The sequence below is a fragment of the Xanthomonas cassavae CFBP 4642 genome (assembly GCF_000454545.1).
GTDB classification, from domain to species: Bacteria; Pseudomonadota; Gammaproteobacteria; order Xanthomonadales; family Xanthomonadaceae; genus Xanthomonas; species Xanthomonas cassavae.
This window is the reverse complement of the sequence record NZ_CM002139.1, coordinates 3,531,222-3,554,913: the sequence shown is the minus strand read 5'-3', so window position 1 is coordinate 3,554,913 and position 23,692 is coordinate 3,531,222. Positions and strand designations below refer to the sequence as shown.

The 23,692-nt window shown below is 67.2% G+C and carries 19 protein-coding genes and 1 other RNA gene; 10 read left to right on the top strand and 10 right to left on the bottom strand.

Translation table 11 applies throughout. The annotated features are described in order from the left end of the window. Window positions 1-182 precede the first annotated feature (182 nt). Entirely contained in the window at window positions 183-917 is a 735-nt protein-coding gene (locus XCSCFBP4642_RS0115705) for an SIMPL domain-containing protein (protein WP_029220637.1), read from the bottom strand. 129 nt (window positions 918-1,046) lie between these two features. On the opposite strand from XCSCFBP4642_RS0115705, the gene XCSCFBP4642_RS0115700 reads away from it, so the two are divergent. The 3 genes from XCSCFBP4642_RS0115700 (at window position 1,047) to XCSCFBP4642_RS0115690 (ending at window position 7,183) form a co-directional block, all read left to right on the top strand. Then, a complete protein-coding gene (locus XCSCFBP4642_RS0115700) occupies window positions 1,047-1,619 on the top strand; it encodes a Maf-like protein (RefSeq protein WP_029220636.1) in 573 nt (190 codons plus the stop codon). Further along, window positions 1,619-3,115 carry a ribonuclease G gene (gene rng / locus XCSCFBP4642_RS0115695; protein ID WP_029220635.1) on the top strand — a complete coding sequence of 499 codons (1,497 nt, stop codon included), beginning with the start codon at window positions 1,619-1,621 and terminating at the stop codon, window positions 3,113-3,115. The genes XCSCFBP4642_RS0115700 and rng overlap by 1 nt, the downstream gene beginning before the upstream one ends. A gap of 168 nt (window positions 3,116-3,283) precedes the next feature. Next, window positions 3,284-7,183, top strand: coding sequence for a YhdP family protein (locus XCSCFBP4642_RS0115690; RefSeq protein ID WP_029220634.1), 3,900 nt, complete (start codon window positions 3,284-3,286; stop codon window positions 7,181-7,183). Between the two features lie 158 nt (window positions 7,184-7,341). Here XCSCFBP4642_RS0115690 and XCSCFBP4642_RS0115685 read toward each other — a convergent pair whose 3' ends face one another. Continuing rightward, window positions 7,342-8,097, bottom strand: coding sequence for a DUF6065 family protein (locus XCSCFBP4642_RS0115685; protein ID WP_029220633.1), 756 nt, complete (start codon window positions 8,095-8,097; stop codon window positions 7,342-7,344). 99 nt (window positions 8,098-8,196) lie between these two features. Between XCSCFBP4642_RS0115685 and tldD the strand changes: the two genes are divergently transcribed. Continuing rightward, window positions 8,197-9,642 carry a metalloprotease TldD gene (gene tldD / locus XCSCFBP4642_RS0115680; RefSeq protein ID WP_029220632.1) on the top strand — a complete coding sequence of 482 codons (1,446 nt, stop codon included), beginning with the start codon at window positions 8,197-8,199 and terminating at the stop codon, window positions 9,640-9,642. Between the two features lie 169 nt (window positions 9,643-9,811). Here the strand turns inward: tldD and yjgA are convergent, their stop codons facing one another. Next, a complete protein-coding gene (gene yjgA, locus XCSCFBP4642_RS0115675) occupies window positions 9,812-10,393 on the bottom strand; it encodes a ribosome biogenesis factor YjgA (RefSeq protein WP_029220631.1) in 582 nt (193 codons plus the stop codon). Window positions 10,394-10,445: 52 nt separating this feature from the next. Between yjgA and pmbA the strand changes: the two genes are divergently transcribed. Both pmbA and XCSCFBP4642_RS24985 read left to right on the top strand, forming a co-directional pair. Next, window positions 10,446-11,813: a metalloprotease PmbA gene (pmbA, locus tag XCSCFBP4642_RS0115670; RefSeq protein ID WP_029220630.1), complete on the top strand. Its 1,368-nt coding sequence runs from the start codon at window positions 10,446-10,448 to the stop codon at window positions 11,811-11,813. Between the two features lie 310 nt (window positions 11,814-12,123). Then, window positions 12,124-12,510: a DUF4870 domain-containing protein gene (locus tag XCSCFBP4642_RS24985; RefSeq protein ID WP_033898444.1), complete on the top strand. Its 387-nt coding sequence runs from the start codon at window positions 12,124-12,126 to the stop codon at window positions 12,508-12,510. Window positions 12,511-12,579: 69 nt separating this feature from the next. Here the strand turns inward: XCSCFBP4642_RS24985 and XCSCFBP4642_RS0115660 are convergent, their stop codons facing one another. The 5 genes from XCSCFBP4642_RS0115660 to XCSCFBP4642_RS0115640 all read right to left on the bottom strand — a co-directional run bounded on the left by XCSCFBP4642_RS0115660 (window position 12,580) and on the right by XCSCFBP4642_RS0115640 (window position 18,968). Beyond that, complete coding sequence (locus XCSCFBP4642_RS0115660) at window positions 12,580-13,677, bottom strand: M35 family metalloendopeptidase (RefSeq protein WP_029220629.1); 1,098 nt, start codon at window positions 13,675-13,677, stop codon at window positions 12,580-12,582. An 873-nt stretch (window positions 13,678-14,550) separates the two neighbouring features. After that, window positions 14,551-15,426, bottom strand: coding sequence for a polyprenyl synthetase family protein (locus XCSCFBP4642_RS0115655; protein ID WP_029220628.1), 876 nt, complete (start codon window positions 15,424-15,426; stop codon window positions 14,551-14,553). 1 nt (window position 15,427) lies between these two features. After that, complete coding sequence (locus tag XCSCFBP4642_RS0115650; RefSeq protein ID WP_029220627.1) at window positions 15,428-15,691, bottom strand: exodeoxyribonuclease VII small subunit; 264 nt, start codon at window positions 15,689-15,691, stop codon at window positions 15,428-15,430. A 31-nt stretch (window positions 15,692-15,722) separates the two neighbouring features. After that, window positions 15,723-17,024 carry a tRNA lysidine(34) synthetase TilS gene (gene tilS, locus XCSCFBP4642_RS0115645; RefSeq protein ID WP_425480123.1) on the bottom strand — a complete coding sequence of 434 codons (1,302 nt, stop codon included), beginning with the start codon at window positions 17,022-17,024 and terminating at the stop codon, window positions 15,723-15,725. Between the two features lie 210 nt (window positions 17,025-17,234). Then, window positions 17,235-18,968: an alkaline phosphatase gene (locus XCSCFBP4642_RS0115640; protein WP_053329577.1), complete on the bottom strand. Its 1,734-nt coding sequence runs from the start codon at window positions 18,966-18,968 to the stop codon at window positions 17,235-17,237. 114 nt (window positions 18,969-19,082) lie between these two features. Between XCSCFBP4642_RS0115640 and XCSCFBP4642_RS0115635 the strand changes: the two genes are divergently transcribed. Both XCSCFBP4642_RS0115635 and XCSCFBP4642_RS0115630 read left to right on the top strand, forming a co-directional pair. Then, on the top strand, window positions 19,083-20,423 hold the full coding sequence (locus tag XCSCFBP4642_RS0115635) for a dicarboxylate/amino acid:cation symporter (RefSeq protein ID WP_029220624.1): 1,341 nt from the start codon (window positions 19,083-19,085) through the stop codon (window positions 20,421-20,423). Between the two features lie 9 nt (window positions 20,424-20,432). Further along, window positions 20,433-21,260, top strand: a complete 828-nt coding sequence (locus XCSCFBP4642_RS0115630; protein WP_029220623.1) for a class I SAM-dependent methyltransferase — start codon at window positions 20,433-20,435, stop codon at window positions 21,258-21,260. A gap of 130 nt (window positions 21,261-21,390) precedes the next feature. Here the strand turns inward: XCSCFBP4642_RS0115630 and XCSCFBP4642_RS0115625 are convergent, their stop codons facing one another. Together XCSCFBP4642_RS0115625 and XCSCFBP4642_RS0115620 are read right to left on the bottom strand one after the other, a co-directional pair. Further along, window positions 21,391-22,140: a C40 family peptidase gene (locus XCSCFBP4642_RS0115625; RefSeq protein ID WP_029220622.1), complete on the bottom strand. Its 750-nt coding sequence runs from the start codon at window positions 22,138-22,140 to the stop codon at window positions 21,391-21,393. A 109-nt stretch (window positions 22,141-22,249) separates the two neighbouring features. Continuing rightward, window positions 22,250-22,792 carry a C40 family peptidase gene (locus XCSCFBP4642_RS0115620; RefSeq protein WP_029220621.1) on the bottom strand — a complete coding sequence of 181 codons (543 nt, stop codon included), beginning with the start codon at window positions 22,790-22,792 and terminating at the stop codon, window positions 22,250-22,252. A gap of 110 nt (window positions 22,793-22,902) precedes the next feature. Here XCSCFBP4642_RS0115620 and XCSCFBP4642_RS0115615 point away from each other — a divergent pair, with 110 nt between their 5' ends. Together XCSCFBP4642_RS0115615 and XCSCFBP4642_RS27265 are read left to right on the top strand one after the other, a co-directional pair. After that, entirely contained in the window at window positions 22,903-23,382 is a 480-nt protein-coding gene (locus XCSCFBP4642_RS0115615) for an FKBP-type peptidyl-prolyl cis-trans isomerase (RefSeq protein WP_029220620.1), read from the top strand. Between the two features lie 62 nt (window positions 23,383-23,444). After that, window positions 23,445-23,516, top strand: a non-coding RNA gene (locus XCSCFBP4642_RS27265) — sX9 sRNA. The last annotated feature ends 176 nt before the right edge of the window (window positions 23,517-23,692 follow it).

The following is a 23,692-nucleotide window of genomic DNA, read 5'->3' as shown; positions in this document are numbered from 1 at the left end:
TATTTGCCTATTCACAATTCATATTTGTGACTTACGGCACTTTGCAGGTCGCCTGCTTTTCAGCGCTTAGTCGGATCGGTGGCGCAGGAGGCCGCTTGCCAAGCCATACAAACGAAACTGCCCTCCAAAGAGGGCAGTTCGAGCAAAGTCACACCATGTGTTGGAGCGTGTTGCCAGCAGCTTCAACGCCCCAGTTCGAACGTCACATCCAGGTTGATCGACAGAGTGCTTTCGCCCGGAGACACCGGTGTATCCATCTCGGCCTTGGCCGAGCGCATCGAGGCGGCCATCATCATCGGACGCACACCGCCGCCACTGCGTACTTCGGAGATGCTGACGATGCGGCGCACCTTCAGGCCCAGCGACTTGGCGTAGGTGTCGGCGCGGGTCTGGGCCTTTTTCAGTGCGGCCACGCGTGCTTCGTCGTAGACCGGTTCGGGCTGGTCGATCGAGAAGCTGGGGCCGTTGATGTCGTTGGCGCCATTGGCGACCAGGGCGTCGAGCACCTTGCCCAGCTTGGCGATGTCGCGCACCTTCAGGCTGACGGTGTTGCTGGCCTGGTAGCCGTTGATCTTCGGCGCCTCGTTTTCCTTGTAGGTGTACTGCGGGCTGAGGTTGATGCCGCTGGTCTGCACGTCCTTGTCGGCGATGCCGACGGCCTTCACCGCGCTCATGACCTTGCTCATCTGTTCGGCGTTCTGGCGCATCGCGGCGTTGCCGTCGGTGGCCTGGGTGACCACGCCAGCCGACAACGTGGCGATGTCCGGTACGCGCTTGGCCTCGGCCTCGGCCGAGACGTTGAGCAGGGTGCCGTCATTGGGAAGGGCGTAGCTCGGCGCGGGTTGAGCGTGGGCGGTCATGGCGGTTCCGGCAGCGAGGGACAGGGCCAGCAGCAACGGCTTGAGGGTAGTACGCATGGGATCTCCTTGTTTGTGCTGCGAGCGTGTTGGGAGGTCGATGAACATGTTGTGAGTCGCGCGTGGCGTGGCAGCGATACGCCTGCGCAAAGCAAGCGGGCGAGTGCGGGCAACAGGTATGCTGGGCGGATGCTCTATCTCGCCTCCCGCTCGCCCCGCCGACAAGAATTGCTGCAACGTCTGGACGTGCCGTTCCAGACCCTGGAACTGGACGTGCCCGAGTTGCGCGCGCCGAACGAGTCGCCCGAGCACTATGTGCAGCGCGTGGCGCTGGACAAGGCGCGTGCCGGTCTGGCGCAGGTGCAGGCCGGCGACTCCGATGCGATCGTGCTGGGCTCCGATACCGAAGTGGTGCTAGGCGAGCGGGTGTTCGGCAAGCCGGCCGATGTGGACGATGCGATCGCCATGCTGCGCGTGCTGTCCGGGCGCACCCATCAGGTCCTCACGGCGGTGGTCCTGGTCTGCGCACAGCGCGCCCCGGCGCAGGCGGTGCTGGTGTCGGAGGTGACGTTCGCTACGCTGGACGAGGCACGGATCGCCGCCTACGCGGCCTGTGGCGAACCGATGGGCAAGGCCGGCGCGTATGCGATCCAGGGGCGCGCGGAGCGTTTCATCACCCATCTGTCCGGTAGCTACTCCGGTGTGATGGGGTTGCCGTTGTTTCATACCTCGCAGTTGCTCACAGCCTTCGGAGCGCATTGATGTCGGAAGAGATTTTGGTCAACGTCACCCCGCGCGAGACCCGTGTGGCGGTGATCGAGAACGGCATGCTGCAGGAACTGCATATCGAGCGCGGCTGGCGCCGGGGCGTGGTGGGCAATATCTACAAGGGCAAGGTGCAGCGGGTGATGCCGGGCATGCAGGCGGCCTTCGTCGAAGTGGGGCTGGAGCGCGCGGCGTTCCTGCACGCCAACGACGTGGTGCGCCCGGTGCCGGCACCGGCCAGTGTGGTCGACACCGAAGAAACCCCGCTGCCGCCGCCGGCCACCTCGGTTCCCATCGTCGAGCTGTTGCGCGACGGCCAGGACATCGTGGTGCAGGTGGTCAAGGACCCGATCGGCACCAAGGGCGCGCGCCTGACCACCCAGATCAGCATCCCCTCGCGCTACTTAGTGCTGCTGCCGCAGTCCAGGATCGTCGGGGTGTCGGCGCGGATCGAGGACGAGGCTGAGCGACTGCGCCTGAAGACCATCGTCAGCGAGGTCTCTGCCCAGCATGGCGGCTTCGGCTACATCATCCGCACCAACGCCGAGGGCCAGCCGGCCGAGGCGCTGGCCGAAGACATCGCCTACCTGTCGCGGGTCTGGAACGTGGTCGAGCGGCGCGGCCGCGAAGCGCCGCCGTGCAGCATCATCTATGAAGACCTGAGCCTGCCGCTGCGGGCGGTGCGCGACCTGATCCGAAAGGACGTGGAAAAGGTCAAGGTGGATTCCAATGAAACCTTCGTGCAGTTGCAGGCCTTCGTGGCCAAGTACATGCCGGTGCTGGCCGAGCGGCTGGAGCTGTACACCGGCGATCGGCCGATCTTCGACCTGTACGGGGTGGAAGACGAGATCGGGCGCGCGTTGAACAAGCAGGTGCCGCTCAAGTCCGGTGGCTACCTGGTGATCGACCAGACCGAAGCGATGACCACCATCGACGTCAACACCGGCTCGTTCGTGGGGCAGCGCAACCTGGAAGAAACCGTGTTCCGCACCAACCTGGAAGCGGCGCAGGCGGTGGCGCGGCAGCTGCGGCTGCGCAACCTGGGCGGCATCATCATCATCGACTTCATCGATATGGACGACGCCGAGCACCGCCGCCAGGTGCTGCGCACGCTGGAAAAGGCGCTGGCGCGCGATCACGCCAAGACCACCGTGTACGAGTTCTCGCCGCTGGGCCTGGTGGAGATGACCCGCAAGCGCACCGTCGAAAGCCTGGAGCGCCAGCTCTCGGAAACCTGCGGGCACTGCGGCGGGCGCGGGACCATCAAGACCGCCGAAACGGTGACCTACGAGATCTTCCGCGAGATCACCCGCGCGGTGCGCCAGTTCGACGCCGCCCGGCTGTTGGTGATCGCCTCGTCCAAGGTGGTGTCGCGCATCACCGACGAAGAGTCGGCAGCCGTGGCCGAGCTCGAAGAATTCCTTGGCAAGAGCATCCGCTTCCAGTCCGACGACCAGTACCTGCAGGAACAGTTCGATGTGGTGCTGCTGTGAGGCCGGGATTGGGGAGTCGGAATTCGGGATTTGTAAAAGCCGGCGCCGTCATGATGTACGGCGAGCAGGGACGTTGACGTTGCCGTGCTTGGACAAGCTGTGACCAATCCCCAATCCCCAATCCCCAATCCCCAATGCCAAATCCCCAATGCCAAATCCCCGCCCCTGATGCCGACCCCGCTGCGCCGCCGTCTGCGGTTGTTCCGCCGCTATGCGATCACTGCCGCCGCGCTGGCGGTGGTGGCGATCGCGTTGCTGGTCGGGGCGGCCGGCCAGGCGTTGCCGTTGGCGGAAGAGCACCCACAGCAGATCGCCGACTGGTTGAGCCAGCGCGCCGGGCAGGCGATCGCCTTCGATCGGCTGGACACCGAGTGGACGCGGCGCGGGCCGCTGCTGCGGCTGGATGGCCTGCGCATCGGTCCGCATGGCGAGGTGCAGGTGGGGCAGGCGGAAATCCTGCTGGCGATGTATGCCGGGCTGTTTCCTGGTCATTCGCTGACCGAGGTGCGTCTGCGCGGGCTGGCGCTGACCCTGCAACGCGGCGACGACGGTGTGTGGTCGGTGCAGGGATTGCCGAGCGGCAAGCGTTCCGATCCGCTCGACGCGCTGCGCCGGCTCGGCGAGATCCAGCTGGCCGAGGCGCGGCTACAGGTGCACGCGCCGTCGATCGGCCTGGACACCACGCTGCCGCGGATCGATCTGCGCCTGCGCGTGAGCGGTTCGACGGTCAAGGTAGGCAGCCGCAGCTGGGTCGATCTCAAGCGCGCGCCGCTGACCGCGGTACTGGAATTCGACCGCAACAGGGGCGACGGCAGCGCCTATGCACAGGCCGACCCGGCCGACCTGGCGGCCTGGGCGTCGCTGCTGCAGGTCGGCGGCATGCGCCTGGACGGCGGCGGCGGGCGGCTACAGGCCTGGGCACAGCTGCGCGCGCGCCGGGTGACCGCTGTTACCGTGGATGCCGATCTCACCCAGCTGCAGTTGTCGGGCACCGCGCTGCCGGATGAAACCGCACGCCGCACGCTGCGCTGGGAGCGCCTGCAGGCGCGCGCGCGCTGGCACACCATCGACGGTGGTTGGCGGCTGGATGCGCCGTGGCTGCGGTTGGGTGATGCGGCAAACCTGCAGCGGCTGGATGGGCTAAGCATCGCCGGCGGGCGTCGCTATGCGGTGGCTGCCAAACAAGGCGATGTCTCCGGCCTGATTGCCGCTGCCGCGTTGAGCGATCAACTCTCGCCCGCGCTGCGCCGCTGGTTGACTTTGGCCAAACCGCAGCTGCGCGTGGCCGATCTGCAGATTGCCGGCGAGCAGGGTGGTGCCGTGCGTGCGCAGGGGCGGATCGAAGAACTCGGTTTCCTGCCGGTGGGCAATGCGCCGGGGATCAGCGGTTTGCGCGGACGCATTGACGGCGACGCACAGGGCGGCGAACTGGAAACCGCAGCAGATGCCACGGTGCGCTTCGACTGGCCCACCGGCTTTGGCGTGGTGCATCAGATCCAGCTGGCCGGCAAGATCGTCGGCTGGCGCGAGGGCGCCGGCTGGCAGGTCGCCACCCCGGCCCTGCGCGTGCAGGCCAGCGACTACGGCGCCAATGTGCGCGGCGGGCTGTGGTTCCAGAACGACGGCAGCCGCCCGCGCCTGCAACTGGCCGCGCAGCTGGACGACGTGGCGCTGCCGGTGGCGCGCAAGTTCTGGATCCGCTCCAAGATGAGCAAGGCTGCGATCGATTGGCTGGACATGGCCGTGGCTGGCGGTGTGGTCACCGGTGGCACCGGCCTGGTCAGTGGCGATCTGGACGACTGGCCGTTCGACAACAACGATGGGCGCTTCGAGGCGTTCGGGCACATCCGCGATGGCGTGATCCGCTTCCAGCCGGACTGGCCGGCGATGGAGCAGGTGCAGGCCGATCTGAGCTTCATCGGCAACGGCTTCTCGCTGCAAGGCCAGGGCGATCTTGCCGGCACTCCGATCGCGCAGCTGGACGCGGGGATCCCCAGTTTTGCGACGTCCGAGCTCTACGTGCGCGCCTCAGCCCAGGCCGACGCAGCGCAGCTGCTGGGCATGCTGCGACAGAGTCCACTGGAGCGCCGTTATGGCGACACCTTGCGCAACCTCACCGTGTCCGGCCCGGCGGCGGTGAGTTTCGACCTGCTGCGCCCGTTGCGGACCAAGGGCGTGGGCGGGCATCTGCAGGGCACGGTTGCATTGCAGGGCGCAAAGCTGGCCGATGCGCGCTGGAACCTGGCCTTCGACCAGGTCAGCGGGCAGGCCGAGTACCGCGACAGCGGCTTTGCGGCCGAGCAGTTGAGCGTGCAGCACCAGGGCCGCACCGGCGAGTTGGCGCTGCGTGCCGGCGGCTTCGTGCAGGACCCGGCGCAAGCCTTCGAAGCACGCCTGAATGCCTCCCTGGACGCCAGGGAGTTGTTCGACCGGGCGCCGCAGATGGAATGGTTACGCCCCTACGTGCATGGCAGCGCGCCATGGCAGGTGGGGGTAGACGTGCCGCTGCCCACGCCGGACCAGCCGGAGGCGCAGGCGCTGCTGACGCTGCGCTCGAACCTGGTCGGCACCATGCTGGATCTGCCGGCGCCCCTGGACAAGCCGGCGATCCGTCCGCTGGACATCCAGGTCAAGGTGGCCTTGCCGGTAGGCGATGGCGACATCGATGTGGCCTTCGGCAAGCTGGTGGCATTGAAGGCCAACAGTCACGGCGAGCAGACCGGCGTACGCGTGGTCATGGGCACCGACACGGTGACCGAGCGCCCGCCCGCCAGTGGACTGGTGGTCACCGGCCGCACTGCCTCGCTGGATGCGATCGACTGGATCAGCCTGGCGCGTGGCGGCAGCGATCCGGGCATGCCACCGCTGCCGGGTCAGCCGGCACCGCCGAAGAAAGACGCAGTACCGCTGCAGCAGGTGGACGTGCAGGCCGACAAGCTGCTGATGATCGGCGGCGTGTTCCCGCAGACGCGGCTACGGCTGCGCCCGACTCGCGATGCGGTGGCGGTGACCCTGGACGGCCCCTCGCTGGCTGGGCAGCTCACCGTGCCCAATGCCGAGGGCGGCACGGTGCAAGGCAAGCTCAGCACGGTGCGCTGGCAGCCGGTGGTCGATGCGCCGGAACCCGCCGCGCCCGAGCCGGGCGACCCGCTGGCCGGTGCCTTGCCGGAACCGGCACGCCGCGCGGTGGCCGAGTTCGACCCGGTCTCGATCCCGCCGCTGGCGCTGGACATCGACGACCTGCGGGTCGGCAAGATGACCCTGGGCGCGGCGACCCTGCGCAGCAGCCGGTTGACCGACGGCATGCAGGTGGACCAGTTGCAGCTGCGTTCGGACGATCAGAGCATCGGCCTGACCGGCGCGTGGCGCGGCAAGGGCGAGGCGGCCAGCACGCGGCTGTCGGCGCGCGTGGACAGCCGCAATCTGGGCAACCTGCTGCAGAACCTCACCCTGGGCGGGCAACTGCGCGGTGGCGAAGGCCAACTGGAACTCAATGCCGGCTGGCAGGGCTCGCCGACCGGCTTCGCGCTCGGCTCGCTGGACGGCAACCTGAAGGTGGATGTCCGCAACGGCCAGTTGCTGGAAGTGGAGCCCGGCGCCGGGCGCGTGCTCGGCCTGCTCAGCGTGGCGCAGCTGCCGCGCCGGCTGATGTTCGACTTCCGCGATTTCTTCTCCAAGGGCCTGGCCTTCAACAAGCTGGCCGGCGAGGTGCGCTTTGGCGAGGGCTTCGCGCGCACCGATGCCATCCGCATCGAAGGCCCGGCTGCCGACATCGCCATCCGCGGCCAGACCGACCTGCGCGCGCAGACCTTCGACCAGACCGTGGACGTCAACCCCAAGGCCGGCAACCTGCTGACCGTGGTCGGCGCGGTGGCCGGCGGCCCGGTGGGGGCGGCGGTGGGCGCGGCCGCCAATGCGGTGCTCGGCAAGCCGCTGGGTGCAATCGGTGCCAAGACCTACCACGTCACCGGGCCGTGGAAAGACCCGCAGGTGGATGTGGTCGAACGCGAACGCGAGCCAAGCAAGCCCGCCCCGGCTGCCAGGACGCCAGCTGCGCCAACGCGCTGACGTCGCTTGGCACTGTGGTGCATTGCGCGGCGATGGTCTGACAGGAGCGTTCCTCGGCGATGAGCGGTCTGGCTGCCGAGCCGCCGGCCTGGTTGGCCCCAACGGCCGGCCGGTACGCCACAGGCCGCTTCGCACGCAGCTCGATGCGCGGCTTCTGCTCAGCCGCCTGCCGCGTCCTCGTCGCTGCCGGCGCGCGTGAACATCGGTAGGCGCAGGCGGGCACGGTGGCCCGGTTGCGGCGTCTGGTCTGCTCCGGTGACCCCGCGGAAATAGCCGCGCTGCCACTTTTCGCGCGCCGCCGCCGATTGCGCATCCGGCAGTTCCTCCAGAAAGCGCGTGCGGCTGTGCGTCCAGTCGGCATGCTGCTGCGCCAGCTGCGGCGCTTCGGACAGCGGCTTCCACTGCGGTTGCACCCGCTCGATCAACTGCCGCTGCAGCGGAAACAGATGGCAGAACGGCTCGCCGGCCGCGAAACGCACCCGCCCGGGTCGGGTAAACCGCCAGTTCATGGTGAAGGTGGAGGGGCTCCAGTCGGTTTCCACCAGGCCGCTCAATGCGCCGATGCCATCCTTGGGCTGGTTCAACGGGCCGGTGACGAACAGATCGACCCCGCTGTCGGTGCGGAACAGGCACGGCACATGAAAGGTCAGCACCCCATAGCCGAAGTGGCTGATCGCCGGCGCCGCAGTGCCGGCATCGGCGCGGATGGCAATGGCGTCCAGACCATCGCTGCCATTCCACTGCGCCTCGAAGCCGGACTGGCACAGCAGCTCCCAGCCATGCGCATTGGCGATCGCCAACGGCAGGCAGCGATAGGCGTAGCGCTGGTCGGTGGCATCCATCCAGTCGCGCGCGTGCGGGGCAGGGCGGATGTCCAGCGTGTGGCCATCCAGGACGTGGGCGATGAGCTTCATGCGCAGGCGCGGCAAAGGAAACGATGCAGCCATGATAGCGGCGCGCCCGATTCAGCCGGACGACTTGTCTCCCCGGCGCGCGGGCCCCATCCTGATGGCATGACCGATAACGCTCTCACTCTGGCCGAAACCCGGCTGCTGCTTCCTTCCGGCCTGGACGCCGGCCATCTGGACCGCACCTTCGGCGCCCTGCTGGGCCCCGGTATCGACTTCGGCGATCTGTATTTCCAGCATTCGCGGCGCGAGAGCTGGAGTGTGGAAGATGGCATCGTCAAGGACGGCGCGCATTCCATCGAACAAGGCGTGGGCGTGCGCGCGATCTCCGGCGAAAAAACCGGCTTTGCGTACTCCGACGATATCCAGCGCGAAACCCTGCTGGAAGCGGCGCAATCGGCACGCGCCATTTCGCGCGATGGCGGCGCGCACCCCAGCCGCGCGCTGGTGCGTGGCAATGGCCGCGCGCTGTACCCGGCCACCGATCCGGTCGACGACATGGACAGCGCCACCAAGGTGGACCTGCTGCGCCGCATCGACCAGTTCCTGCGCGCCGCCGACCCGCGCGTCAAGCAGGTGATGGTGAGCCTGTCCGGTGGCGTGGATACCGTGCTGATCGCGCGCAGCGATGGCGTGCTGGCGGCCGACGTGCGCCCGCTGGTGCGTCTGAACGTGCAGGTCATCGTCGAACACAACGGCCGCCGCGAGTCCGGGTATTCCGGCGGCGGCGGCCGTTACGGCTATGCCGAGCTGTTCGCCGATGGCCGTCCGGAAGGTTTTGCGCGCGAGGCGTTGCGCCAGGCGCTGGTCAATCTGGATGCCATCCCCGCACCGGCCGGGGTGATGCCGGTGGTCCTCGGCCCGGGCTGGCCCGGCGTATTGCTGCACGAGGCGGTCGGCCATGGGCTGGAAGGCGATTTCAATCGCAAGGGCACCAGCGTCTACGCCGGGCGCATCGGTGAACGCGTGGCCTCGCCGGGCGTGACCATCGTTGACGACGGCACCCTGGACGGGCGCCGCGGCTCGCTCAACATCGACGACGAAGGTACGCCCAGCCAGTGCACCACCCTGATCGAGGACGGCGTGCTGGTGGGCTATATGCAGGACAGCCACAACGCTCGCCTGATGGGCGTGGCGCCCACCGGCAACGGCCGCCGCGAATCGTTCGCGCACCTGACCATGCCGCGCATGACCAATACCTACATGCGCGCCGGCCGGCACGACCCGGAAGAAATGATCCGCTCGGTCAAGAAGGGCATCTATGCAGTGAACTTCGGCGGCGGCCAGGTCGACATCACCAGCGGCAAATACGTGTTCTCGGCCACCGAGGCCTACCTGATCGAAGACGGCAAGGTCACCGCGCCGGTCAAGGGCGCCACCCTGATCGGCAATGGCCCGGAAACCATGCAGAAGGTACGCATGATCGGCAATGACCTGGCCCTGGACGAAGGCGTAGGCGTCTGCGGCAAGGACGGCCAGAGCGTGCCGGTGGGCGTGGGCCAGCCGTCGCTGTTGATCGACGGCATCACCGTTGGTGGAACGCAGGCCTGAGATGCTGGGATTCGGGAATCGGGATTGGAGATTCGCAACAACAGGATGCGCGGGGCGTGGTGGGTTCCGCCTGGGTGATGGGATGTGTGTGTGGGGATCCGGGAGCCGGGAACCGGGATTCGCAACGGCTGGGACGGCCGGTGCCTCGGCTGATGGATCGGGCGGATGCTTATTCGTCGCCTTCCGACGTCGATTCGCCATCTTCCAATCCCGAATCCCCACTCTCCACTCCCTGCTCCTGAGACAGCTTGCGCAGCACCTGGAACAGTTCGCGATAGGCGCGCGGGGGGGTGTTCTTGGCGCGTTCGTGGATCGCGTTGCGCACCAGCTGGCGCAGTTGCTGGCGGTCGGCGTCCGGGTAGGTGTCCAGCAGCTCGGCCAGTGCGGTGTCGCCTTCGGCGAGCAGGCGTTCGCGCCAGCGCTCGACCCGGTGGATCGCGGCCACTTCGCGGCGCGCGGTGTCGCTGTTGGCATCCAGCGCGTTGCGGATCGCATCCAGGGTTTCGTCGTCCTCGCGGCGCATATGCTTGGCCAGAAACGCCAGTTGCCGCTTGTGGGCAATGTGCGAGGTGATGCGCTTGCTTTCTTCGATATGCGGAATCAGCGATTCGGGCACCGGCAGCTTGGCCAGCTGGGCCGGCGTGAGCGCGACTAGCTTTTCGCCCAGCGCAAAGATTTCCAGCGCTTCGCGCCGCTGCTGGCTGCGGCTGGCGCCGCGGAATTCACCAGTGTCTTCGTCGCGTCCGCGCATTGCCATCCATCCGAAACAAGAAGTTATTCATCATTGAGACTAGGATAAAGCATTGAACGCACTCTCCTCCGAAATCCGTGTCACCGACGACAGCCTGCAGCGCCTGGATGCGCTGACCGACATCTCCCAGCGCCTGCTCGAGCGTGCCCGCGCAGCCGGTGCCACCCAGGCCGAAGTGAGCTGCAGCGAAGAGCGCGGCCTGGATGTGAACGTGCGGCTGGGCGAGGTGGAAACCGTCGAATCCACCCGCGACCGCGGTATTGCGGTGACGGTGTATTTCGGCAAGCGCAAGGGCAGCGCCAGCACCGCCGATCTGCAGGAGTCGAGCCTGGAAGCCACGGTGGCACAGGCCTGTGCGATCGCGCGCTATACCGAAGACGACGCGGCCGCCGGCCTGGCCGACCCGGAGTTGATGGCGCACACGTTTCCCGAGCTCGACAGCTGGCACCCCTGGGCGCTGGACGCCGATACCGCGGTGGATCTGGCGTTGGCCTGCGAGACCGCCGGGCGCGATGCCGATGCGCGCATCAGCAATTCCGACGGCGCCTCGGCCAGCACCGGGCTCAGCCTGTCGGTTTATGCCAACTCGCATGGCTTCGTGGGTTGCGAGCGTGGGACCCATCATTCGATCAGCTGCGCGCTGATCGCCGGGCAGGGCGATGGCATGCAACGCGACGGCTGGTACAGCAGCGCACTGGCGCGTGAAGACCTGGAGGCGCCGGACGCGATCGGCCGGCATGCCGCCGAGCGTACCGTGGCACGCCTGGCGCCGCGTTCGCTGCCCACCGGCCAGTTGCCGGTGTTGTTCGCGCCGGAAGTGGCGCGCTCGCTGGTTGGGCATCTGCTGGGCGCGGTGTCCGGCGGAGCGCTCTATCGCCGCGCCAGCTTCCTGCTCGACAGCGTCGGAACCCGGCTGTTCCCCGAATGGTTCAATATCGAGGAGCTGCCGCACCTGCGCCGCGGCCTGCGCTCGGCCGCGTTCGATGGCGAAGGCGTGGCGACGCAGCGCTCGGCCCTGATCACCGACGGCGTGCTGCAGCGCTACGTGCTGGGCAGTTATTCGGCGCGCAAGCTGGGGCTGCAGACCACCGCCAACGCTGGCGGCGTGCACAACCTGCAAGTCAGCGCCAATGCCGGCGATCTGGCGTCGATGATTGCCGGCATGTCGCGTGGTCTGCTGGTCACCGAGCTGATGGGCAATGGTGTCAACCCGGTGACCGGCGATTACTCGCGCGGCGCCGGCGGCTTCTGGATCGAGAACGGCGCCATCGCCTATCCGGTCGATGGCCTGACTATCGCCGGCAACCTGCGCGAGATGTTCACCGGCATCGAAGCGGTCGGCAGCGACGTGGACCGGCGCTCGCACGTCAAGATCGGTTCGGTGCTGGTCGGCAGGATGACCGTGGCCGGCAACGAATGACCAACGCCATGCGCTCACGTACTTGCGACTGCAGCAGGTGGCGACATTATCGCTACCCGCTACCCGCTACCCGCTACCCGCTACCCGTTGCCCGTTGCCCGTTGCCGACGGCCGCCTCCCCGCCTCCTCATCTCCTTGTCTCCTTGTCTCCTTGTCTCCTTGTCTCTCCGCCATCGTGAGCGTGCGGCCCCGGGGAGTCCGCATCGCCCTGAACGAGGGGAATGAAAGCGGGGACCATGTCTCCCCACACTGGTGGTTGGCTGAATCGTTGCTATAGTCCGCCGCACCACAATCATGTTTGGGGAGACAGATGAGCGAATTCGATACACATGCCGCACCGCCGCCGCCGATCGGCACCAGCACGCCGTCGGAGGAGCGCACTCTGGCATTGGCCGCGCATCTGCTCGGCATCCTGACCTACTTCGTCGGCGCGCTGGTGATCTGGCTGATCAGCAAGGACGCCACCCCGTCCAAGCCGTTTGCCACCGATCAGGCCAAGGAGGCGTTGAATTTCCAGATCACGGTGACCCTCGCCATGATCGTGGCGGTGATCCTGGCCATGGTGTCGTTCGGCATCCTGTTCTTCCTGCCTACCCTGGTATGGATCGGTAGCCTGGTGTTCTGCATCCTGGCCGCGGTCAAGGCCAACAACGGCGAGCATTACCGCTATCCGTTCGCGCTGCGCCTGATCAAGTAATCGGCGCGGTGTAAAAAGCAAAGGCCCGGCGTCGCTGCCGGGCCTTTGTCGTTTCAGACGATGATGCGATCAGTTCTGCGCCGGAGTGTTTTCGGCGAAGTACTCGTGGCTGTCGGCATTGGTGATCGCCTGGGCCGGATTGCTTTGGGCAAGGCTGCGTGCGCCAGACTGACCATAGACGCGGTCCTGCGTGCCCGCCACCACGGTGAAGTGGCTGGTTTCATGCACCAGGGTGCCGGCCTTGGAGTCGGTGCCGGTGGTCGACGCACTCCAGAACGCGTTGCACACGTGGATTTCGTACGGCTGGTTGGGATAGACGTAGGCGAAGGCATCGGCCAGATCCGCCTCGCAGCTGCAGTTGATCGTCAGCTGGCCGTTGTTCTGATCCAGTGCGTTGTCGATGTTGACGAAGTTCGAGCTGACCCGGCTATAGCGCGAGGCGTTGTACGCACCGAACCAGGTGGTGTAGCGCGCGCCGGTGCTGCCGGCGTTGAGGTAGTTGCGCGCGTTCTGCGAGTAGTTGCGCGCGGCAGTGACGGCACTTGCGGCCTGGTTGGTGCGGGTGGTGCTGCAGTTGAGGTAGTTGATGCCGTTGACCACGGCGGTCGGGCCGATCGCCAGCTGGCGCTGGACGCCACGGTTGACGCCATCCAGCCAGACGGTCAGCGGCGTGCTGGTGGCCACGGCCGGCTCACCGTTGGCGGCCTTCATCAGACTGCCGTCGGATAGCGAGGCGTACTGCAGCGTCGGGCGCACCTGGATGGTGTAGTTGCCGCTGGTGGACAGGTCGTACGCGCCGGCCAGATCGACCTCGCCCTTGACGCTCTGGCCTGGTTGCAGAATGGTGAAATCCGCGGCCTTCGGCAGGCCACGCTTGACCAGGCGTCCGGTGTACTTCACCGGCGCGCCATCACGGCTGACCTCCAGGATGCCGTTGTCCAGCGACTTCAGCGGCAATTGATAGGTCGGCACGCGGGCGATCTTGCTGCCGTTGTTGGTGACCGTGACGGCGATCTTGCCCTGATGCCGCCCGGCTTGGTCGGCCACTGGCGACAGGTCGATGGTCAACGGAACCGGCCCGCGCAGTGACTGCGCCTGCGCCGAACCGAGTACGCCAACAACGGCGAGCGTGCCTGCTGCAAACGATGCAAGAAAAACATTCTTCACCAGTGACTCTCCTTGGTCGGGGGATGCCCGCGAACGCGGGCGATCCAAACCTAGGCAGAGCGAGCGGGCGCGACAAGTCGTTCAATTAGCGATATTTCTGGATGTCGTGCATCGGTTATGCCTTATGATACATCACCGATGCAGATAATTCAGCAATAAATCGTGCCAGCCGTCATGAAATGCGACCGGTTATGTGTCGCCGGTTGACACAAACGCTGGCGACCAATGTGGTGTTTTGTGACCAGGTTCGCCTGTTGCCTGAATGGAACCAGATGATGGACTGTGTGGTGGCGCACGGAATGCGCAAAGGTGTCGTGTAACGCGAACTTGGGGGTGCATGCGACACCCGCTGTGCATGCGCTAGCAGTCTGGCACTGCCGTGATGTGGCACGGAACGATGCATTGGATGCCGCCACATGGCATGAGGACCGGGCAACGGCGGACCCAGGTGCGCTCGGGCGCCTGGCGTACTGCGCACGGCGACGCGTTCGGCCTCGGACTCCCGGCAGGCGCAATCGCGGCCGGAATCAGGCGTTCAATCCGCTTTTGATGCAGCGATGGTCGTCATTCCCGACCTGTTTGCATGCGCGCCCGGGCGATAGGCGAATGTGGGAGCGGCTGTCGGTAAGTGTAGGAAGTGCCGGGAAGCGTGACCTACGAATGCACGGCATGAGATCCAGGCACCGGCTGCCCCGCATGGCAGGAACTGGTGTCTCTTCGTCTGTTGCGCATGCAGCCACTCCCAACCCCTCTGCGCGACTAACCGACAACAGAGTGGCGCAGCCGTGACCCGGAATCGGCATGTGTCGCCCGGCACTGCGCCCTTGCACCGTCAAGCGCCTGTCAGCCGCTCACACGCTCGGTCAGCCGCGGCTAGTGCGCGCGGTCCACCGCAAACCGGCCCAGGGTCGCCAGGGTTTCGCCGGGCGGACCGTAGGGCTGCAGCACGTCGTGCATGCGTGCCGCCAGATCGGCCAGCTTGGCCTTGGCACCGTCCATGCCGAGCAAGGCGGGGTAGGTGGATTTGGCTTGCGCGGCGTCCTTGCCGGCGGTCTTGCCCAGCTGCGCCGAGCTCGATTCCACATCCAGGATGTCGTCGCGGACCTGGAACGCCAGCCCCAGCGCCTCGGCAAAGTCGTCCAGGCGCTGCTGGTCGGCCGGCGCAGCTCCACCTCCGAGGGCGCCCATGCGCACTGCCGCGCGGATCAGTGCGCCGGTCTTGAGCGCATGCATGCGCTGCAGCGCGTGCAGCGATTGCACCTGACCGGTGGCGTCGATATCCAGTGCCTGGCCGCCGCACATGCCGGCGGCGCCCGCGGCGGTAGCCAGGCTCTGCAACCAGCCGACCCGCAGCTCGGCGCACACCGGTGCCATGGCCAGCAGTTCGAACGCACGGGCCTGCAGGGCGTCGCCGGCCAGGATCGCGGTGGCTTCGTCGAAGGCGATGTGCACGGTGGGCTGGCCGCGGCGCAAGGCATCGTCGTCCATGGCCGGCAGGTCGTCATGCACCAGCGAATAGGCGTGGATCAGCTCCACCGCCACCGCAGGCGTATCCAGCAGGTCTTCCGCAGCGCCGAACAGTGCGCCGCTGGCGTACACCAGCAGCGGCCGCATGCGTTTGCCGCCGCCCAGCACCGCGTGCCGCATCGCCGCGTGCAAACGCTGCGGCGGTAGCGTTGCGATGGGCAGGCAGGCGTCCAGACTGCGCTCGGTGCGAGCGATCCAGTGGTCGAACACGCTGGAACTCACCTCAGCCGCCGTCCTGTACGGGCGGTTCGAAGGGTTCGGCGAGCTCGGGACGCGCGGGGTCGGTCAGCATGCGCACGCGCAGTTCGGCGTGTTCCAGCGCCTGTTGGCAATCGCGATACAAGCCGATGCCGCGTTCGTAGGCGCTGAGCGACTGCTCCAGGCTCAGGTCGCCGACCTCCATTTTCTGCACCAGTTGCTCGAGTTCTTCCAGCGACTGTTCAAAGCGGGCAACCGGGGATGTTTCGTTCAAGGACTTCTTGGCCATCGTGGAAGTGTGCGGGGCACAGCCGGGGCGGTCAATTCGCCTGGCTGCTCGCCTGCCAGTGCAGGCTGGCGTGATTGGCCTGCAGCCAGGCGTGCAGGGGGGCCGAGACGATGCGATCGCCGGCGGCCAGCACCTGCACCCCGTCCCACAGGACGGGCAGGCGGTCGCGCTCCCATGGCGGCAGGTCCAAGGCCTGCAGCAGGTGCTTGAGCCGATGCGAGTGACTGCGCTGCGGCAGCACGATGCGCTCGCCGCCGTGACGGGCACGCACCAGCAACGGCTGGGCGAAGTGCAGCTGTTGCGGCGCCTGCAGGGCCAGCGTTGCACCATCGGGCAGCTGCAAGGGCCGGGCGCCGTCCCAGAGCGCGGACCATGCCGCCGGCCAGGCTGCCGTGGTGCGGAGCAGGTACAGGCACTGGCGCCAACGTCGCACCTGGACCTGCTGCCAGGCGAAGCAGGCCTGCCGGTCGGACGCGGGCATGTCGATCTCCCGCAGCAACGCTGCCACGCCCTGCGCGGGGAGCGGTGGCGCATGCGCTGCGTTCACCCAGGCGCGCAGCAGGCGCGGCTGTCGTGCGGCGGGCTGCGCCGCGAGCAACTGCAGATCCAGCGCGCCACCTCGGGTGAGCAGGGCGGGCAGCAGCGCCAGATCATCGTGCAGCAGCAGGTCGCCGGCGTCGGCGCTCAGCTGCGCGCTGCGCGCCAGGGCCTCGCTGGCCTGCGGCCACCGGTGCTGCAGCAACGGCAGGATGTGGGTGCGCAGGAAATTGCGGTCGTAACGCGGATCGGCGTTGCTGGGGTCGTCGATCCACTGCAGGCCATGCGCGTATGCGTAGGTCTGCAGCTGGTCGCGTGCGTGCGCCAGCAGCGGGCGCCACAAGGTACCGGCGGCGAATGGCCGCTGCACGCGCATGGCCGCCAGCCCATCCGGGCCGGAGGCACGCAGGGCGCGCAGCAGGAACGTCTCGGCCTGGTCGTCGCGATGATGCGCCAGTGCCAGCCATTGGCCGCTGGCGAGCATGTCGGCGAAGGCGGCGTGGCGCGCCTGGCGGGCGGCCGCTTCCAGCCCCAGGCCGCTGTCGCGTGCGACCTGCACATGCACGGTCTGCAGCGGGACGCCCAATGCTTCGCAGGTCTGCTGGCAGTGCGCCGCCCAGGCATCGGCATCGGCATGCAGGCCATGGTGCACGTGCACCGCGCGCAGGCCGTGGTCGCGATAGGCCTGCGTGGCAGCCAGGGCATGCAGCAGCACCGTCGAGTCCATCCCACCGCTGTAGGCGATCAGCACCGGGCCCGGTGGTGTGGCAGGCAGCAAGGGCAGCGTGGCAGTCATCAAGGCCTCACCGATCCGCAATGATCCAATGGCGCAGTCGGCGCGCTGCGGTCAGGCGATCGAATACTTCCTGCGCGCTGGCGGGCGGTGCGCATCCGCCTTGTCAAGGCGTGCGCCGGTGGCGCGCCGGCAACTGCCCGCAGCCCTGCATCGACGTGCCCATCGTGCTTGGAGCGCGCGCCAGTCCACCGTCGCACCCCAGCCTGCATCTCAGCGCCTGTCCGCCGCCTCGAACGTGGCCGGCTTGGGCAGTTCCACCGGTACGCCGGCGGCATCGCAGGTGCCGGCCTTGCACAGGCGCGCGCGCAGCCGCGGGGTGGCCTGCACGATCACGTGGTAGATGACGTTTTCTTCCAGCGTGCCGCGGAACGCCGCGCTGCCCGGGCCGGTGGCCCAGATGCCGACATCTTCGCCGCCGTGGGTTTCGGACTTGGTCGGCACCAGCGCTTCCTGCATGTAGCCGGGCGCTTCGGTATCGACGTGGGTCAGGTCCGGGCGGCCTGCGGCCGGCTCGCTGCTGCTGGGCTCATGCGGAAATTTCTTGCTGCCGGCCGGCTGGGCGTTGCTGGCACCGGTGTAGCCCGGGCCGTTGGCGTAGCTGAGCGTGGTGTAGGGCTGGCCGGCCATGTCGGTGGCCAGCTGGGTGCGGTCGCCTTCCTCGCCGCCGGTGCCACGCACCTTGCCCAGGATCGGATTGCCGCGCACCGGGTAACCGACGAAGTTGAGCGTGTGCGAATGGTGGGCGGTGACGATGATCAACGTGTCCGGTGGTGCGGTCTGCACGGCAGTGCGTACCGCATCGGAGAGCGACACCGTTTCGTCCAGTGCGCGATACGCATTGCCGGCATGGTTGGCGTGGTCGATACGGCCGCCTTCGACCATCAGCACGAAGCCGTTGGGGTCGCGCGACAGCGACTGGATGGCGGTGCGGGTCATTTCGGTCAGGCTGGGCTCGCCCTGCGGGCTGCGGTTGCGGTCATGGTCGAACTGCATGTGATCGGGCTCGAACAACCCCAGCAATGCCGGTGCACCGGCTGCGGCCTGCAGCTGCTGCGCGTTCCACACATAGGCGCCCTGCGGGTGCGCCTGCTTCCATTCGGCGACCAGATCGCGCCCGTCCAGGCGCAGCCCGACCTTGTCGTCGTACTCGGGGTCGCGCTCCTGCACGGTCTGGAACAGGCTACGGCCACCGCCGAGCACCACCTGCGGGCCGCGGCCGTAGCGGGCGGTGGACAGCAACTGCTGGGCGATGTCCCGACAGCCGGCAGCGCGCGCGGCCTCGGGCAGGTCGGTGTCGTTTTCCCAATTGCGCTCCGGCGAATGCGCGTAGGTGGCCGCCGGGGTGGCGTGGGTGATGCGGGTGGTGGTGACGATACCGGTCGCCATGCCGGCGCTGTCGGCCAGCTGCAGCCAGCTCAGCAGGCCCCTGCCCAGGCTGTCGGCGCAGTCGCTGCGGCTGCCGCTGCTGACGCCGATCGCGCCCATGTGCGACTTCACGCCAGTGGTGATGGAGGTCATGGTGCCGGCCGAATCGGGGGTTTGCGAATCGGTGTTGTAGGTCTTGCTGAAGGCGGTGGCGGGAAACTGTTCCCACGACAGCAGGTTTTCTTCGCCCGCGCCGCCCTTGCGCTGGCCCTCCAGGATGCGCGCGGCGGCCACGGTGGTCAGGCTCATGCCATCGCCCAGGAACAGGATCACGTTGCGCGCCCTGCCGGCCATGGCGCCATTGCCGGCCGCACGCGCCGCGCCGGAGCGGTACCACCACTGCGGGGTCTCGCCGGCCGGATGCGTCACCGGCGGCACGTCCACCTTGACCGCAGCAGGTGCAGAGGCGGTGGTGCCGGAGGTGGAGGCGCAGGCGGCCACGCACAGCGTGGTCAGGGCGGCGAGGGCAGGCAGGCGATAACGCATCGGGTTCGAACTCGTGGCTGAATCAGCGCCCATTATGCCGGCCGGCGTCCGTCGCACAGATGACACGCCGCTGTTCCAGTCGTGGCCTCGCGGGTCACGCGCCCCTGCGCTAAGGTGCATGCACTCTCCCCCGGATGATTCGACGACATGAGACTGGTTGCGGCCTGGTTGCGCATTCCGTTCTGGCAGCGCGTGGTGGCCGGCTTCGTCCTGGGCGCACTGGCCGGCTGGGCCGTGGGGCCGGCCGCCGAAGTGTGGTTCGGTCCGCTGGGCGATCTGTACGTCACCCTGATCAAGATGATCGCCGTGCCGCTGGTGTTCTTCGCGGTGATCAATGCGATCTCCTCGCTGCACGGGCAGAAGTCGGTGGCTGCACTCGGCGGGCGCACCTTCCTGTGGTTCGTGATCACCGCGGCCTTGGCCGTTGGCGTGGGGCTGGCGGTGGGCACGCTGCTGCAACCGGGCGCCGGCCACTTCAATCTGAGCGTGGACGCCAGCTGGACGCCGCGCGATGTGCCCAGCCCGATCAAGGTGCTGCTGGACGTGGTGCCGTCCAACCCGTTCTATGCGCTGACCGGCATCGGCACCAAGACCAATGCGGCCGGCGAAACCGTGCTGGCGGCCGGGCGCGGCTCGATCCTGCCGGTGATCTTCTTTGCCGCCTTGCTCGGCTTTGCGATGGTCAAGCTCGGCGAGCGCGTGGCCGAGGCGCGCAAGCTCACCGCGCAGATGAGCGACATCATGATCCAGGTGACGCGCTTTGTGCTGGAAATGACCCCGCTCGGCACCTTCGGCCTGATCGCCGGCCTGGTCGGCAGCTACGGCTTCCAGAAGCTGCTGCCGTTCGGCAGTTTCGTGCTGGCGCTGTACCTGGCCTGCGCCATCCACATCGTGGTGATCTACAGCAGCCTGTTGCTGGTGCACGGGCTGAACCCGTGGAAGTTTTTCCGCGGCGCCGCGCCGGGCATGCAGGTGGCCTTCGTCAGTTCGTCGAGCTTTGCCGCGATGCCGGTGGCGATGCGTTCGATCACCCATAACCTGGGCGTGAGCAAGGACTACGCGGCCTTTGCAGTGCCGCTGGGCGCCAGCATCAAGATGGATGGCTGCGGTGCGATCTTCCCGGCGCTGTGCGCAGTGTTCATCGCGCAATACACCGGCGTACCGTTGACCGCCAACCAGTATTTCGTGGTGCTGATCGCCTCGGTGCTGGGCAGCTTCGGCACCGCCGGCGTGCCGGGCACGGCGGTGATCATGGCCACGGTGGTGCTGAGCGCGGCCAACCTGCCGCTGGAAGTGATCGGGTATCTGTATGCCATCGATCGCGTGCTCGACATGATGCGCACCATGACCAATGTGACCGGGCAGATGCTGGTGCCGGTGCTGGTGGCCAAGGAAACCGGCCTGCTGGACAAGACGGTGTACGATGCCGCGTCCACCAATGTCGGGTTGGAAGATCCGCCGGCGGACAGCGCCAAGCCGCTTCGCTGAGCGCGGCCGATGACGGTTGGATTTCCTGTGCTGCGCGAGCGCCTGGCGCAATTGACCGCACTGGAGAGCGTCGAGGGCGTGTTCGTGCAGCGCAGCCTGGCCGCCGATCCGTTCGAGGACCGCTACCTGCAGGTGCGGCGCAAGGAAGGCCGGGTCTATACCGATGCCCAGGTCCGCAGCCTGCCGCATCCTGGCGGCAGGTTGGGCGCCAGCCTCGAATGGCAGGTGCGCGCGCTGTCCAGCGCGTTGCTGGTGCAACACCTGCGCACGCGGGCGGGCGAGGGCGCCATTCTGGAACTGGGCTGCGGCAACGGCTGGCTGTCGCACCTGCTGGCACAGGCGCTGCAACGCGATGTCTGCGGCATCGACGTCAACCGCACCGAACTTGCCCAGGCCGCACGCGTGTTCGGCCACGAGCAACGCCTCAGTTTCGTCGCCGCCGATATCCAGACCGTGGCACTGCCGCGCGATGTGTTCGATGTCATCGTGGTGCCGGCCTGCATCCAGTACTTCCACGATCCGGCCGCCTTGGTACGTCACCTGCTGGCCCAACTACGCGATGACGGCGAGCTGCATATTTTCGACAGCCCCCTGTATGCGGACCGGCAACGCGCCGCCGAAAGCGCCGCGCGCAGCCTGCGCTATTTCACCGGGCTGGGCGTGCCGGCGTTGGCCGAGCAGTATCACCAGCACACCTACGCCATCTTCGACCCGTTCCAGGTGCGCTGGTTATTCGATCCGCGTCGGCCCGCGGCGCGACTTGGGCGACTGCTCAGGCGGCGACAGCCGCACTTTCCCTGGCTGTGTCTTCGCAAGCAGGACAATCAGGAACGGTAGCTCGCTGATCGCGGCGGTCGCCTCCTGACCGGACCTGGCTCGGTCGTGTATGCCTGCATTGCGCAACGCATAAAAATAAGGCCGCGGAAATGCCGCGGCCTTTTGTCATCGACGCAGACTACCCGGGACGTTACAGCACCCGGCGCGCCTGGATGAACTTCTCGCTCCAGTAGCCACTGGCGAGCGAATCCACGCGCACGTCCTTGCCGCGGCTTGGCGCATGCAGGAACTTGCCGTCGCCGACCACCAGGCCGACGTGATCGATGCGGCCGCGCTTGCCGAAGAACACCAGATCGCCAGCCTTCAGCGCATTGGGGTCCTTGATCAGTTCGGCCGATTCGTCGCGGGCGATGTCGCGCGAGACACGCGGCAGGTCGATGCCGAGCGCGGTCTTGAACACATACCCCACCAGGCCGCTGCAGTCGAAGCCTTCGGTGGATTCGCCGCCCCAGACGTATGGGGTGCCCAACAGAGCCATGGCGCGCTGCAGGATCACCTGCACGCGGCTGTCGGCTACGGCGTTCTGGGCCGCGTTGGCCGCGCTCTGCGACACGTCGTAATTGGCAAGCAGACGGCTGAGGTCGCCGGCGAACATCGCCGAGCGGTCCATCAGCGGAATGGCGTCATTGGCAGCCAGGTGCGGAAGCAGTGCAGCCAGGGTAGCGGTGGCAGCGGCGTCGGCGCGGCTGCGGGTAGCGGCTTTCTCGGCGGCGACGGCGCTGTCGGGCGTGGTCGGCTGCGGAGCGGATGGGGCGCCATTGGCGGTTTGCGCCAGAGCGGGCAGTGCGGCAATCCACAGAGCGGTAGCGCAAAGCAGGCGGAGCGGTTTCCGGAGCGGAAGCGGGGCGGCGCCAGGGTTGGTCTGTTCGTCGTTCGTCACGCGGGAATCACAATTCTGCTGTCGATGCGGGATGATGCCCTGGTGAACGAATCGTTACGTTCAAAAAAAGTTAACTTTCCGTTTTATGACTTGTGATTGACATCACATTTCAGTGTAAAACCCGCTTCGAGCCTGAATAATGGTCACGCCAGTAAGCCCCGTCGAGAAAATCCAAGCGGACCGTACCGCCCGTAGTCGGGGCATGCACGAAGCGGCCTTCTCCCACATAAATACCGACATGGGTCACGCTACCGCCCGTGCCGAAAAACACCAGGTCGCCTGTCGCCAGTTTTTCTGGTGAAATCCGTGGGCCCTGGATGGCTGCCAGTTCGCGCGAAGTGCGCGGCAGCGACAGCGACAGGACATCTTTGTAGACATACGTGACCAATCCGCTGCAGTCGAAACCGGTGTCGGGCGTGTTGCCGCCGTACCGGTAGGGGGTGCCGACCAGACCAAGGGCACGCATCAGGATGTTGTTGGCGGCGGCCGGGTCGGCTGGTGGCACCTGCGGCCACACGCGCGCCGCAGGTGGCGGGGCGGACGGGCGGCGTACCGGGGGCTTGGTCGAACAGCCGCCCAGCAGGAGCAGGCCCAGCAGCAAACAGGCCGTCGCGCGGTGCGCGCGGACGGCGAAAACTGGCGTGTTATGCATGGAGCCGGGATAATGGGCGGTTCGGAAGGTCGCCATGATGGCGGCGCACCCGGCGGCCGACAAGCCGTCCTCCACCCTCTGCCACCGGGCAGCCTCATTCAGAGCTACGCATGAAGATCGAAAAAGACAGCGTCGTCCGCTTCCACTACACCGTTTCGGAGATCGGCCAGGAGCCGATCGAGAGCTCCAAGGAACGCGATCCGTTGGCGATCCTGATCGGCCATGGCAACATCATTCCCGGCCTGGAAGCGGCCATGATGGACAAGGAAGCCGGCGAAAGCTTCGGCGTCGACGTCAAGGCCACCGAGGCCTACGGCGAATACCGCCAAGGCCTGAGCCAGCGCGTGCCCAAGAAGCACTTCGGTGCCACCAAGCTGGTGCCGGGTACGCAGGTGGTGCTGCAGACCAACTTCGGCCCGCGTGCGGTCACCGTGCAGAAGGTCGGCATGAGCGTGGTCGATGTCGACCTCAATCACCCGATGGCCGGCAAGGACCTGCACTTCGACGTGGAGATCATCGAAGTGCGCGAAGCTTCGCAGGAAGAGCGCGACCACGGGCATGTCCATGGCGACGGCGGGCATCACCACTAACAGCGGCGACCAAGACGGCTGCGCCGCCGCCCGGCGGGCGCGGCCGATGCGCGGAATCGGCAATGCCGTGTCCACGCCGGTTCCTGTGCGCCGCCCACACCCACCTGCCGACCGCTCGCTACGTTTTGTCAGCAACCTCAAACACCGCGAACAGTCCGCTTGCGCAGCCACTCGTGGGACGGCAGCTGATCTGGTGTCGCCTGCACCACGGTTGCACGCAGGCGTCCCGGTGTGGCGGGTGCTTGCCATCCGCTGCGTCATGCCTGGTTGACCGTCGCCGGTCACAGCCATGGTTCCGACGGCCCGCCAA

What these genes read in the sequence shown, in the direction of transcription:
- XCSCFBP4642_RS0115705 (WP_029220637.1), bottom strand. Translation starts at nt 917, where the DNA reads ATGCGTACTACCCTCAAGCCGTTGCTGCTGGCCCTGTCCCTCGCTGCC.
- XCSCFBP4642_RS0115700 (WP_029220636.1), top strand. Translation starts at nt 1,047, where the DNA reads ATGCTCTATCTCGCCTCCCGCTCGCCCCGCCGACAAGAATTGCTGCAA.
- rng (WP_029220635.1), top strand. Translation starts at nt 1,619, where the DNA reads ATGTCGGAAGAGATTTTGGTCAACGTCACCCCGCGCGAGACCCGTGTG.
- XCSCFBP4642_RS0115690 (WP_029220634.1), top strand. Translation starts at nt 3,284, where the DNA reads ATGCCGACCCCGCTGCGCCGCCGTCTGCGGTTGTTCCGCCGCTATGCG.
- XCSCFBP4642_RS0115685 (WP_029220633.1), bottom strand. Translation starts at nt 8,097, where the DNA reads ATGAAGCTCATCGCCCACGTCCTGGATGGCCACACGCTGGACATCCGC.
- tldD (WP_029220632.1), top strand. Translation starts at nt 8,197, where the DNA reads ATGACCGATAACGCTCTCACTCTGGCCGAAACCCGGCTGCTGCTTCCT.
- yjgA (WP_029220631.1), bottom strand. Translation starts at nt 10,393, where the DNA reads ATGCGCGGACGCGACGAAGACACTGGTGAATTCCGCGGCGCCAGCCGC.
- XCSCFBP4642_RS24985 (WP_033898444.1), top strand. Translation starts at nt 12,124, where the DNA reads ATGAGCGAATTCGATACACATGCCGCACCGCCGCCGCCGATCGGCACC.
- XCSCFBP4642_RS0115650 (WP_029220627.1), bottom strand. Translation starts at nt 15,691, where the DNA reads ATGGCCAAGAAGTCCTTGAACGAAACATCCCCGGTTGCCCGCTTTGAA.
- tilS (WP_425480123.1), bottom strand. Translation starts at nt 17,024, where the DNA reads ATGACTGCCACGCTGCCCTTGCTGCCTGCCACACCACCGGGCCCGGTG.
- XCSCFBP4642_RS0115640 (WP_053329577.1), bottom strand. Translation starts at nt 18,968, where the DNA reads ATGGGCGCTGATTCAGCCACGAGTTCGAACCCGATGCGTTATCGCCTG.
- XCSCFBP4642_RS0115635 (WP_029220624.1), top strand. Translation starts at nt 19,083, where the DNA reads ATGAGACTGGTTGCGGCCTGGTTGCGCATTCCGTTCTGGCAGCGCGTG.
- XCSCFBP4642_RS0115630 (WP_029220623.1), top strand. Translation starts at nt 20,433, where the DNA reads ATGACGGTTGGATTTCCTGTGCTGCGCGAGCGCCTGGCGCAATTGACC.
- XCSCFBP4642_RS0115620 (WP_029220621.1), bottom strand. Translation starts at nt 22,792, where the DNA reads ATGCATAACACGCCAGTTTTCGCCGTCCGCGCGCACCGCGCGACGGCC.
- XCSCFBP4642_RS0115615 (WP_029220620.1), top strand. Translation starts at nt 22,903, where the DNA reads ATGAAGATCGAAAAAGACAGCGTCGTCCGCTTCCACTACACCGTTTCG.